Source organism: Streptomyces sp. NPDC102437, from assembly GCF_044765565.1.
Lineage (GTDB): Bacteria > Actinomycetota > Actinomycetes > Streptomycetales > Streptomycetaceae > Streptomyces.
Genome location: NZ_JBIWKI010000085.1, coordinates 1 through 12,390, shown reverse-complemented (window position 1 = coordinate 12,390; position 12,390 = coordinate 1). Strand labels below are relative to the sequence as shown.

At 67.0% G+C, this 12,390-nt stretch carries 7 protein-coding genes and 4 pseudogenes; 8 read left to right on the top strand and 3 right to left on the bottom strand.

The genetic code is table 11. The features are described from left to right. Positions 1 to 95: 95 nt before the first annotated feature. Positions 96 to 686, bottom strand: a pseudogene (locus ACIRJP_RS40660) (transposase); the annotation flags it as partial. 148 nt (positions 687 to 834) lie between these two features. On the opposite strand from ACIRJP_RS40660, the pseudogene ACIRJP_RS40655 reads away from it, so the two are divergent. From ACIRJP_RS40655 to ACIRJP_RS40625, 7 genes and pseudogenes are all read left to right on the top strand, one after another. Then, positions 835 to 984: pseudogene (locus tag ACIRJP_RS40655) on the top strand (transposase family protein); the annotation flags it as partial. A 257-nt stretch (positions 985 to 1,241) separates the two neighbouring features. Then, complete coding sequence (locus tag ACIRJP_RS40650) at positions 1,242 to 5,975, top strand: RHS repeat-associated core domain-containing protein (protein ID WP_404185988.1); 4,734 nt, start codon at positions 1,242 to 1,244, stop codon at positions 5,973 to 5,975. Further along, on the top strand, positions 5,972 to 6,682 hold the full coding sequence (locus tag ACIRJP_RS40645) for a histone-like nucleoid-structuring protein Lsr2 (RefSeq protein ID WP_404185986.1): 711 nt from the start codon (positions 5,972 to 5,974) through the stop codon (positions 6,680 to 6,682). Before ACIRJP_RS40650 ends, ACIRJP_RS40645 begins: the two co-directional genes overlap by 4 nt. Positions 6,683 to 6,798: 116 nt before the next feature. Further along, positions 6,799 to 7,185 (top strand): annotated as a pseudogene (locus ACIRJP_RS40640) (transposase family protein); the annotation flags it as partial. Positions 7,186 to 7,763: 578 nt separating this feature from the next. Further along, a complete protein-coding gene (locus ACIRJP_RS40635) occupies positions 7,764 to 8,105 on the top strand; it encodes a DUF1524 domain-containing protein (RefSeq protein WP_404185992.1) in 342 nt (113 codons plus the stop codon). Continuing rightward, positions 8,014 to 10,233: a HEAT repeat domain-containing protein gene (locus ACIRJP_RS40630; protein WP_404185990.1), complete on the top strand. Its 2,220-nt coding sequence runs from the start codon at positions 8,014 to 8,016 to the stop codon at positions 10,231 to 10,233. Before ACIRJP_RS40635 ends, ACIRJP_RS40630 begins: the two co-directional genes overlap by 92 nt. A 148-nt stretch (positions 10,234 to 10,381) precedes the next feature. After that, the gene (locus ACIRJP_RS40625; RefSeq protein WP_404185984.1) at positions 10,382 to 10,522 is read left to right on the top strand and encodes a DUF6233 domain-containing protein; all 141 of its coding nucleotides are present in this window, start codon (positions 10,382 to 10,384) and stop codon (positions 10,520 to 10,522) included. Positions 10,523 to 10,528: 6 nt separating this feature from the next. On the opposite strand, the pseudogene ACIRJP_RS40620 reads toward ACIRJP_RS40625, so the two are convergent. Beyond that, positions 10,529 to 11,062 (bottom strand): annotated as a pseudogene (locus tag ACIRJP_RS40620) (ATP-dependent DNA ligase); the annotation flags it as partial. A 197-nt stretch (positions 11,063 to 11,259) separates the two neighbouring features. Further along, positions 11,260 to 11,664 carry a peptidase inhibitor family I36 protein gene (locus ACIRJP_RS40615; protein ID WP_404185982.1) on the bottom strand — a complete coding sequence of 135 codons (405 nt, stop codon included), beginning with the start codon at positions 11,662 to 11,664 and terminating at the stop codon, positions 11,260 to 11,262. 231 nt (positions 11,665 to 11,895) lie between these two features. Between ACIRJP_RS40615 and ACIRJP_RS40610 the strand changes: the two genes are divergently transcribed. Continuing rightward, the coding region (locus tag ACIRJP_RS40610; RefSeq protein WP_404185980.1) for a transposase at positions 11,896 to 12,390 on the top strand (495 nt) is incomplete at its 3' end.

Below are 12,390 nucleotides of genomic sequence, written 5' to 3'. Positions count from 1 at the left end.
ACGCACGCGGATGACGGGGGTGTGCCCGCGCCGGCCCCAGGTGCGGGCCCGGGGCGGCGTCATCGAGAAGCCGGCCTCGTCCTCGAAGACGATCCCCCGAGCAGGACCAGGACGCACGAGTGCGCCTGGCCGAGCCGGACCTTGGGGTGGACCCCGTCGGCCCACACGTAGACGTAGTCGCGGTCGGACAGGTCCCGGTCCTGGAAGGTGGCATGGTCGTCTTGCCACTGCTTCGTCAGCCGGGTCACCGTCGCCGGTGACAGCCCAGCCGCGCCGCCGAGGAACTGCTCCAACGCGGGCACGAAGTCCCCGGACGACAATCCGTGCGGGTAGAGCAGCGGCAGTACCTCCGAGACCTTTGGCGACTTGCGGCACCACGGCGCGAGGATCTTCGAGGAGAACCGCTTGCGCTCGCCGGTCTCGTCGTCGATGCGGCGGTCGTTCACGCGAGGCGCGGTGACCTCGACCGGGCCGGCAGCGGTAACCACGGTGCGGGACCGGTGGTGGCCGTTGCGGACCACCAGCCGATGCCCCCGCTCGTCGGTATCGGCCGCCAACTCGGCTACGTACTGGTTGACTTCCGCTTCCAGCGCGGCGGCCAGCATGCGGCGGGCGCCCTCGCGGACGATCTCGTCGATCAGGGAGCCGGACTGGGTGGAGCCGTCGTCGGTGACTACGCTGAGCACGGGCGTGCCTTCCCGGCCCGCGCTGCGAACGCGGGCCTACTCGGTGACCATCACAGGATCATTCGGGAAGGTACGCCCTCCGCGTCCCTCCCCGCACCGATCCACAAGTCCCGAGCATTGCTCCGCGACGGCCCCGACCAGATGTCACCGCCGCTGCAAGCTCCCGCCGCACCAACGCGCGCTCGTCGGCCTGGTGTACCTGCGCCAGCACGACACCCTGGCCCAGATAGCCGCCAGCTTCGGGATCTCGATCGGCACCGCCCACGCTTACACCACCGTGGTGATCGACCTCCTGGCCGTATGGTGACCCACTAGACCAGCGCATGAGGCAGGTCGAGTGCGGCCGGATAGGAGACCAACGAGGCACCTGCACCGCCGAGTTGAGACATCGACCACCTGCCTCAACGGCACGCGTGCCTCGTGCGTTGCGCCCTCGCCGCCGTCACCCATCGTTGGCCACTCTGAAAACGCTCACTGGCTGATAGCGCTTCAGCCGGGCGGCGGGCGTGATACGACTATTCGGTTTGTTGGTCTGTGGATACGGGGGACGCAGTTGTGGCTGTCACAGTGCCGGATTGGGCGGACACGCTGCTGGATCTGATTGGTGTCGCGTGGCCGAACGTTGATGAGGATGCCTATCGGGATATGGCCGACGCGCTGCGCGAGTTTGCCGAGGACCTCGAGGACGATGGTCAGCTCGCCAACAATCACGTCACGCGTCTGCTGTCGTCCGGGACCGGTGAGTCCATCACCGCACTGAACCATCACTGGAGCAAGGTCAAGGGCAAGCACATCAGGGACATCGCTGATGCGGCCCGGACGATTGCCGGTGCTTTGGATCTGGCGGCAGGTGCGGTCGAGGGTATGAAGCTCGCCGCTCTCGTGCAGCTCGGCTATCTGGCCTCGGAAGCCGGCATCGCGCTCTCTTTGATTCCTGTGACCGGTGGTCTGTCACTGCTCGTCGGCGCGGGGGCGATGCGGGCCACGCAGGAAGTCGTCAAGCGGTTGATCAAGGAGTGCGTCGAGGAAGCTGTCGGTTATGTGGTGAGTGCGATGACGGAGCCGGTGGTGGCCGCTCTTGAGGAGATGGCCGCAGACCTTGTCGTGCAGCTCGGCTCAGTGGCCATCGGCCTGCAGGACAATGTGGATCTCGGCCAGACCAAGGACGCCGGCACCGGCGGGTTCAAGGAGGGGGTGCAGTCGGGGAAGAACGCGATGCACCTCGCTTCTGCGGGCGGCTCGCCGGGAAGCGGTAGCGGGCTCAAGGATCTGCATATCGAGCACAGTGAGCATGATCGTGCCGCGACTCATCTCAATGGGGTCAGTGTCTCCATCCATGGCAAGACCGCAGGCAAGCTCACCAAAGCCAAGACTGCTCACGGCCGCACGCGTGGCCGGGACTCCATCGCCAGCGCCATCGATCCGGTCGCGGACAAGGCGCTGGAAGCCCTGGGCAAGGCGACCAAGGCGATGGGCGACCACGTAGGCACCACCCTTCCCAAGGCCGTCAAAGAGATCTCCACCGCCCACAAGGCGACGGACGACGACATCCGTGACCGTTTCGCGCGCCTCCGTCAGCGTGACAAAGAGCCCGACACCGCAGCGGGCGGAACAGGCCCGGGAGCCGATCACCGTAAGAAATCAGCCGATGCCAGGGCCAAACCGGAGCCGCTCGACAAGGCCAAAGCCGACCCGCGTCGCCACTCCATCCCCGGATCGAGCAAGACGTGCAAGAACGACCCGGTCGACGTCGCGACCGGCGAGATGATCCTGACGCACACCGACCTGTCGCTGTCCGGTACCCTGCCGCTGGTTCTGGACCGGACGCACCTGTCCAACTACCGCCACGGTCAATGGTTTGGACGGACCTGGGCGTCGACTCTCGACGAGCGTATCGAGGTCAATCACATTTCCCCTGGCGCCTTCTGGGCCCGCCAGGACGGTTCCCTGCTCATCTACCCTCGCGTTCCGCAGCCGGGCGGCGATCCTGTTCTGCCTGTCGAAGGTCCTCGTCTCTCACTCGCCTATGATCAGCAGTACGAGGACCAGACCACCTACGTCGTGGCCGACTCCCGCACCGGCACCACCCGCTACTTCACCGGCAGCCCCTATCAAACGTCGAGCGCGTACTGGCTCACCGGCATCGAAGACCGCAACGGCAACCGGATCACCATCACACGGCGCTCCGACGGCGCCCCGACCACGGTCAGTCACGATGGCGGCTACACCGTCCAGGTCACCACCAGCGGAGAGCGGATTACAGCACTGCACCTGCTCACGCCTGACGGTCCCTGCGAGGTACGGCGATTCGGCTTCGACAAAGGCGGCCACCTGACCGAGGTCATCAATTCCTCCGGGCTGCCACTACGCCTCACCTACGACCACGACGGCCGCGTCACCTCCTGGACCGACCGCAACGACTCATCCTTCCGCTATCTCTACGACGCCGCGGGCCGTGTCTGCGCCACAGAAGGACCAGACGGAATCCTTTCGTCGTCCTTCCACTACGGCGACGTGGAGAGTCAGGCCCAGCACCGCATCACCCGCTACACCGATTCCACTGGTGCCACCAGCGTCTTCCACATCAACGAAGCCTTCCAAGTCGTCGCGGAGACCGACCCCCTCGGCAACACGACTCTCTTCGAGTTCAATGCCCAGGACCAGCTCCTGACACAGACCGATGCCCTCGGCCGCACAACACGCTTTGAGCGCGACAACCGAGGCAACCTCACCGCCCTCCTCGCCCCCGACGGCGTGCGCACCACCGCTACCTACAACGACCTGGGCCAGCCCCTCACCATCACCGAGCGGGGCGGCATCACCCGCCGCTTCACCTACGACGAGTACGGCAACCGCACCAGCGTCACCGAACCCGACGGCGCCACTACCGGCTACGAGTTCGATCTCTGCGGTCACCTCACCGCCATCCACAGCCCCACCGGCGTGACCTCCCGGATCGTGAACGACAACGCAGGCCTTCCCCTGCAGATCACCGCGCCGGACGGCGCCCAGGCTCTCTGCGCGCGTGACCCGTTCGGCCGCCTCACCACCGTCACCGATGCCCTCAACAACACAGTGCGCATGGGATGGACCACCGAAGGCAGACTCTCCTGGCGAGAACTGCCCGACCTCACTCGTGAGGAGTGGACGTGGGACGGGGAGAACAACCTCGTCGCCCACACCGACCGCATGGGACGCACCAGCACCCACACGGCCACCCACTTCGACCGCCGGTCTTCCACCCACACCCCAGAAGGATCCGACTACAAGTTCACCCACGACACGGAACTACGCCTGACGAAGGTCACCAATTCCCAGGGCATGGACTGGAACTACACCTACGACGCAGCCGGCAGACTCGTCTCCGAATCAGACTTCGACGGCCGCACCCTCACCTACGAGCACGACGCGGTCGGTCGCCTGACACGCCGCACTAACGCAGCCGGACAGAGCCTCACCTACGAACGCGACGTCCTCGGCCGCGTCACCCGGCTCCTCCACGACGACGGCACCGCCTCCACCTTCGCCCACGGAGAGAGCGGACACGTCACCCGCCTCACCAACGCCCACACCGACATCACCCTCGACCACGACGCCACCGGCCGCATCATTACCGAGACCGTCAACGGACGGCCACTCTCCTTCGCATATGACTCAGTCGGCCGCCGCACTCACCGGCGCACCCCCTCAGGTGCTCAGAGCGCCCTCACATACACACCGCAAGGCCTTACTACCTACAGCGCCGGCAACCACACGTTCCACTTCACGCGCGATGCCCTCGGCCGCGAGACAGCTCGCACACTCGACTCCCACCTCACACTCCGGCAGGCCTGGGACAGCGTCGGTCGGCTCGACCGCCAGTCCCTCACCACACCGGCCACAGAGATCCTGGAACGGACCTTCACCTATCAGGCCGACGGCACGCCACTCACCGTCGACGACAGCAACACCGGAACCCGCACCTACACCCTCGACGCCGGCAGCCGCGTCACCGCCGTCCACGCCGACGGATGGACAGAGCAGTACGCCTATAACACCAACGGCGACCAAACCAGCGCCGTCCTCCCGCCCCAGGCACCCCACCAGGAAGACATCGGCACCCGCCGCTACAACGGAACCCGCCTCACCCACGCCGGCCGCACCAACTACACCTACGACGCCCAAGGCCGCATGACCCGGCGTACCACCCGCACCCTCAGCGGGAAGACCCTCTCCTGGCACTTCACGTGGAACGCCGAGGACCGGCTCACCCAGGTCCTCACCCCGGACACCGACACCTGGCACTACCTCTACGACGCGCTCGGGCGCCGCACGGAAAAGCAGCGCACAAACGCCGACGGGACACTCACGGAACGGATCACCTACTGCTGGGACGGAGCCCAGCTCGCAGAGCAGAACAACGGCAGCACCACCATGGTCTGGGACTACGCCGGACTCCGACCCCTGGCGCAAAGAGAATCCAAACACTCACGAGACGAGACCGACCGGCGCTTCTTTGCCATCGTCACCGACCTGGCCGGTAGCCCCAGCGAACTCGTCGACCCCGAGGGCCACATCGCATGGAAGGCCCGCAGCACCGCCTGGGGAGCCACCCAGTGGAACCGCGGCAGCATCGCCTACACACCCCTGCGCTACCCAGGCCAGTACTTCGACGCCGAGACGGGCCTCCACTACAACGTCAACCGCTACTACGACGCTGGCCTCGGCCGCTACATCACCCCCGACCCCCTGGGCCTGGCGCCCGCCACCAATCACTACGCCTACGTACCCAACCCCTTTACGATGGCCGACCCTCTTGGCCTGGCCGGATGCACGGCCGACCCCACCTGGGGCGGAAGAGTCACCTTCACACGGGACGAACACGGTCGCCCCTACGAAATGAACGCGACGGTCACCCGGGACATGCTCGACGAGGGAACCGACGCCCGCCAGGCGCTTCATCCGCCAGGCTTCCTCGGCGGCATACACAACCAGGCCCGCGGACACATGCTGGCCAACCGGCTCGGCGGCTCAGGAGACACCCTGGACAACCTGTTCACCATTACACAAAACCCCACGAACACTCCCGACATGCGCGGCTACGAGGCAGTGGTCTACGACGCCGTGAACAAGGACGGAGTCGCCACCTATAACGTCTACCTCGAATACAGCGACGACCAGAAGGACTCCGTCCCCAAATACATACAGCTCGAGGCCTTCGATAAAAAGGGCAACCTCATCGTTGATGAAATCCTGGACAATCCCGCTCATGGCCAGCAGCAGAGACACCGCCGAGGACTAGTCCCATGACCCTTATCAGCAACCTCACCCAGCTCTCTCCGCCGCCTCCCACCACACCGCCCCCCAGCAACTGGCCGGAAGTGGAGGGCATCCTCGGAGTACGCCTGCCCTCCGACTACAAAGAGATCGCCGACACCTACGGACCCGGAACCTTCTGCGGCTACCTTCACCTCTACCACCCCGCAGGGGCAACAGAATGGGTCAGCCTCACCGGACCCATGCCCGCCACCATCCGCACCCAGCTCGAACAAACACGAGCCCAGGGCGACCCATCCGCCCCCTGTGACCCGCAGGACCTGTTCGCCATCGGCGTCACCGACAATGGCGAGTACCTCTTCTGGATCACCGACCCCACCAACGCGCCCGACACCTGGCACGTGGCCGTCAACGAAGCCCGCGGCCCACGCTGGTACACCCACGACGGCAACCTCACCGACTTCCTCACCACCGTGCTCAGCGGTCGAGCCACCATCCCCATGTTCCCCGAAGACCTCCTCGACCACGGCCCCGTCTTCACACCCGCCACGGCCGCCCCCCACCAACCCGCGGCCACGCAGCCGCACCACCCCGCCACCGAACCAAACACCACCCTCCACACCCAGGACGTCCGCACCTGGGCCCGCGATCACGGCTACAACGTTCCGGAACGCGGACGTGTCCCCGCAGACATCATCGACGCATGGAAGAAGTCGAACCCGCCAGAAGAAACGCGCTGATTGAGCGTTTTCAGAGTGACCAACGATGGGTGACGGCGGCGAGGGCGCAACGCACGAGGCACCTGCGCCGTTGAGGGAGGTGGTCGAAGTCTCAACTCGGCGGTACAGGTGCCTCGTTGGTCTTCTGTCCTGCCGCACTCGACCTGTCTCATGCGCTGGTCGAGTGGGGCACCATGCTCATCGTCACCCGCGAGGGTGACCGCCGCTGCAAGCTCCTGCCGCACCAACGCGCGCTCGTTGGCGAGGTGTACCTGCGCAAGCACGACACCCTGGCCCAGATAGCCGCTGGCTCCGGGATCTCGATCGGCACCGCCCACGCCTACACCATCGTGGTGATCGACCTCCTGGCCGCCCGGGCACCCGGCCTGCTGAAGGTCCTGCGCGAGCACGAACCGGAGTACGTACTGCTCGACGGGACGCTCGCCGAGTGCGACAGGGTGGGCGACGGCCGGTCGCGCGATCCAGCGGCAGCTCGGCATGACCAGCCGAACCGTCAAACGGTACGCGGACGCTGCCAGGCCAGAAGATCTTTTCACCGGTCAGTGGCAAGCAAGGCGCTCGGTTCTCGATGAGTACAAGCCCTATCTCGACGACCGCTGGAACGAGGGCGGAACGAACGCCTGGAAGCTGTGGGAGGAGATCGTTCCACTCGGCTACACGGGCAGCTACCAGCGGGTTCGCGCCTACCTCCACCAGAAACGCACTTCACCAGAGCCGGTCAGGCAGGCGGGCACCGGGTGGCTGATCAGCGATTACAAGAAGCGGCATGGTTCCGCGCATCGGCAAACGCGGGCGCCGAGAACTTGTCGAGCTTGCATCCGGTGCACGTCACCCAGTAATGACCCTCGTCGTCCTTCAGTACTCGCACCTTGCCGCGTCAGGGCGTCCAGTACGGCGCCCCCGCCTGACTGCGCTTGCTTCCCACGCTTACCCCATCCTCGTCGTCTGCGGCACATCTGCGCCCAGGTCCATGCGTCGTGGCTGGGGTGGGTAGTGACAGCGGCTTTAGAGATCGTGCCGTGCCATCAGCGGCATCTGGTGCTCGTAGTAAGACGGGAAGACGGTCGAGTCCGCCTCCGGCATCAACATCGACCACATCGTCCCCCTGAAAGAAGCCTGGCGGTCCGGGGCATCCGAGTGGTCGACGCCCGAACGCCGTGCCCTCGCGAACGGCCTGACCGACTCGCAGCTGATCGCGGTGTCGGCTGCCAGCAACCAGTCGAAGGGCGACAAGGACCCGGCGATACTGCACCTACAGCCGCGCCTGGATCAGCGTGAAAGCCATCTACCGCCTCACCGCCAACCCCGCCGAGGCCAACGCCCTGTCCGAGATGTCAGTGCCGCCCGGCATAGTGCCGGGCGTGATCAACGACTTGGAAAGCATCGACTGGGCAGCCCTGGAGCATGCCTACGGGCCGGGTAAGGACGTGCCGGGGTGGCTGCGGGGCATGGTCTCGCCCGACCCCGACGTGCGCAATGAAGCGTTCAGCAACTTCTATGGCAAGGCCCTTCACCAGGGAAGCGTGTACTCGAGCACGGCGGCCAGTCTGCCGTTTCTGTTCGCCAAGGCGGACGATCCGGCGACTCCTGATCGCGGGGCAATCGTCGCGCTGGTGCTCAGCATCGGGCGGGAGGTGATCGAAGCCGAGGAGATCTACGCCGTCATCTGCGGCCCCGACGGGGAGGAATCCACGATCTACCCGGACACCGCGAACCTGATGCGCGAGCACGCCGACGCCTTCGTCTCCTACGCCAGTGATCCCGACGCGCGGGTGCGCAGGGCGGCGATTGAGGGCCTGGGGCTCTTCCTGGACGACGCCGAACGGGCGGTGGCACTGCTGCAGGCCCGCCTTGAGGAAGAGGGCGGTGCCGCCGAGCGTGGGTTGGTGGTGCGGACGATGGCGGACCTGGTACTCCGTCTGCCTGCGGCCGCTGGGCCGGTGCGGCCATGGTTCAACGCGCTGGTCGACAACGGCGCCCTTGATCCGGATACCCGCCTGGCAGCTCTTATCCATCGAACCCGCTGCGCTCCCGAGTCCATCGACGACCGGACAGTACCGAAAGCGATCCTGCTGCTCCGCGAGGTCACGCCTTCGCCCCAGACTGAAGAGGACCGGGCTTCCACAGGTCCGTGTACGTGTGAGGCCGAGCCTGAACCCGACTCGGATGTCCCCGGGCACATCGCCGCCGCTTTCGATGATCTCGAACGCCACGGGCGCGTCCACGCCCCCACCACCTCCTTGCTCGTGGCCTTTCACGAGGCCCTCGGCGCACGCTTCGACGACCGGGCAGCCCTTCTCACCGAGCAACTGCGCAGCCCGGACCCGGGCACCCGGTACGACGCCATCGACATGGCCCGCTGTGTGATCACCTCCTGGCGGGGTGATCACACCCATCTCGTCCAGCTCATCGGCGACTGCCTGAAGCCGCACGACTCCTACACCTCGGCGGCGGCCGCCGAGGCCCTCGGGAAGCTGGGCGCCCTCGCAGAACCGGCCCGGGAAGCCCTCGCCGCCTACATCGCCGTCCTCCTTGCCGAGCACCGGCCTGATGCGTGGGCAAGCCCTCATCGTGTTCAGCGCCGTGCTCACCAGCAGGCCGTCGTGGCGCTGGCCAGCCTCGGAGACGAACGTGCCTTGCCCAGCCTCCTGATCGCGCTGGACACCGACACCGACACCTGGCGCGCGGTGAACACGGTAGGCCACCTGCCCCAAGCCGCCGCCGAACTCACCCCCCGACTCATACGCCGCCTCGCCGACGTCGACCACTCCCGGGAATGGCCCGATGCCAGCCCTACGGCTCTCGCCTCCGCCCTCGCCGCTCTCGGAGACCCGGCGGCCGTGCCCGCCCTCACCGATGCCCTCCAGGCCGCCATCCGGCACAAGCAATGGCGCACCGCGGAGCCCCTCCTGAAGGCGCTCGCGTCGTTCGGGCCCCGCGCCGCCTCCGCCCTGGACATCGTCCACCCCCTCACCGACACGGGCAGCACTGACGTCCGTACAGCCGCGGCGGCCGCCGTCTGGGAACTCGAACGCCGCCCCGGACGCGTGGTGCCCCTGCTCGAACGACTCCTCGACCACCACCGAAACTTCGACGCGATCGGCCTCGCCGGCCGGATCGGCCCTCCCGCCGCTCCCGTACTGCCGCGCCTGCGACAGATATTGAACGAACAGGTGGAGGAGAACGCCCGGAACGAATCGAACGACGCGGCCGTCCTGAACACGGGGAACGCGTGGACTCTCGTCCATACCGCGTCAGCCCTGTGGGACATAGCCGGAGACAGTGAGGCCGACACCGTTGTGTCGGCGCTGCTGAACGCCTGGAAGGACAACGACTCCACCGCGCGCGATGTACTCGCCTGCCTCAACCGCATGGGCCAGGCCGCACGTCCAGCCTTGCCATGGATCCACGCAGCGCTCGCACAGCCTCACCGCGGCGACGACCGTTGGAGTGGTGCAGTCGCCTTCGACCTTGAAATCGAGCGCATCTGCCGTTCCCTCGTGACGCGCCTGCAAGACCTCCCGGAAGCTGCGCCGACCGGGGAACAGTAGGCATCGCCTCGTCGGTGTGCGGGGCCTCGCACACCGACGAGGGCTACGGGGCGGGGGTGTAGTGGACCACAGTGGTCTCGCACGCCTCCGCGTACACCTTCAGCGCGTCCACCTCGGCCTGGTCCGCGGCCTCAGTGGGAGCACGGCGTTGCTGCACCGCGGAGGGTGCGGCCTGTACAGCGCCCAGTTCGGTTTCATCAGCCGCGAGGACGCGATGACCGCGCTGGGAGAGCCGGACATCGAGCCGTGCCAGATCTGCAATCCGCAGACGGGACTGCAGCCGCAGTAGGACGCGTCAGGTGAGGTCGTCGGGCGCGAGGTCGGGGCGCAGCCGGTGCCATGAAGGGTGTCGCAGCAATCCTGCCCAGGTTCTGGTCGCGTAGCGGACCTCGCCGACCAGGCGGGGCAGGACCCACCGTGCGCCGGTCACGCTCGACGCCGTGTCGAAGGGGCAGTCGTCGATCGCGGCGGCTTCGAGCAGGCTGGCGAGCGTGATGCGTTCGCTGTCGCTCCATCCGGTGCCGACACTGCCCACGTACCGAAGACGGCCTGCGCGCTCCTCACCCACCAGCAGGGCTCCGGGCAGGCCGGTGAGCCGGCCGCGGCCGGGGACCCACCCGCCCACGATCACATCAATGGTCCGGACGTGCCGGATCTTGATCCACGAGCGGGACCTGACCCCGGGTTCGTACACAGACGCAAGCCGCTTCGCGATGACACCCTCCAGCCCGGCGGTCCGGGTCATCTCCAGGGCTTGCGCCCCGTGGCCGACGACCGCTGCGGGTGTCGACCAGTGCTCCCCGTCGAGCCCCAGGCCCTCGAGGAGGGCGGCGCTCACTATCTGCTCCAGGTCTGGCCGAAGCACGCGTGAGCACGGGACTTGCCGGGCCTGAGCCCCGTCCTCGCCGTTCCAGCGCACGACCAGCTCCCGCACTTCGTCTGGCCCGCTCTGGGCCGCCCGGAACAGCTCGACCCGGCCCACCAGGCTCCAGCCGCGCTCCGGCCGGAACGGGTGGGTGCTGATGTTCAGCCGCAGTCGTTGTTGTTGATCTTCAGGGAGCGGGTCTGGTCGTTGAGGTTGTAGCCGCGAAGGTCGTGGATGGAGCCGCCGCTGCGGGTCACGCAGACCCAGCGACCGCTGTAGTTCCGCTTCTCGTAGACGCGGGCGGTGCGGTCGGAGTTGTTGCGGACCGAGCTGCCGCGGTCCCGGATCGCGGAGGGCAGGTCCTTCACGCCGCCGTCCGCGGCACGTCGTACCCATGGCTGCCCGCCGAAGTTGATCTCGGGGTAGATACACACGTAGCCGGGCGGGCACTCGATCTCGGCCCGTACCGTGCCGGCGCTGCCAGAGGCGGAGGCGGAGGCGGGAACGGCCAGCGAGGAGAGAGCCAGGACGGCGACCGCCGCAGCACGCATCACGTTATTGATCACGACACCAGAGATACAGGCTGCGCTGCGCAGGAAGAATGACGTGGCCTGCGTGTTCACTCCGGCGGAGGAGCCAGACGGCCTCTGCGTGCACAAGCAGGGCTCGGCACCGGGGCCTTGACCCCAGATATTGAACACGTCTATGCGGCTTGGGCCAGGGTAGTTGATGGTGGTTGGAGGGCGTTCTCGTAGGCGATCGGAGATCGCTGGCCGAGGCGGGAGTGGCGGCGTCGGGTGTTGTTCGGCCCCACCCGGGAGGGCGAGACCTCGTACGCCACCAGGCTGTTGCACCATCTGGGCCCCGGGATGCTGGTGCTGTGGGACCGGGGCTTCGACGGCAACGACTTCCTCGCCGCCGTTCACACCACCGGCGCACGGGTCCTGGGCCGCATCCGCCAGCGCCGCCGCCCACCGGTCCTCCAGACCCTCGCGGACTCCACCTACCTCTCGGTCATCGGCGGCGTCCCGGTACGCATCATCGAAGCCCGGGTGAGCGTCACCTGCACGGATGGCAGCCATTTCGACGGCTCCTACCGTCTGGCGACCACGCTCCTGGACACCCACCGTCACCCCGCAGACCGTCTCGTGCACCTCTATCACGAGCGCTGGGAGCACGAGAGCGCCTACTACGCCTTGCGCCACACCATCCTGCACGGACGTGTCCTGCGCTCGCACGACCCGGTCGGCGTCGAGCAGGAGATGTGGTCCCTGCTCACCCTCTACCATCTC

Bases quoted from the DNA above. Each gene is read 5' to 3' on its own strand.
- ACIRJP_RS40630 (WP_404185990.1), top strand. From the start codon at position 8,014: ATGTCAGTGCCGCCCGGCATAGTGCCGGGCGTGATCAACGACTTGGAA.
- ACIRJP_RS40645 (WP_404185986.1), top strand. From the start codon at position 5,972: ATGACCCTTATCAGCAACCTCACCCAGCTCTCTCCGCCGCCTCCCACC.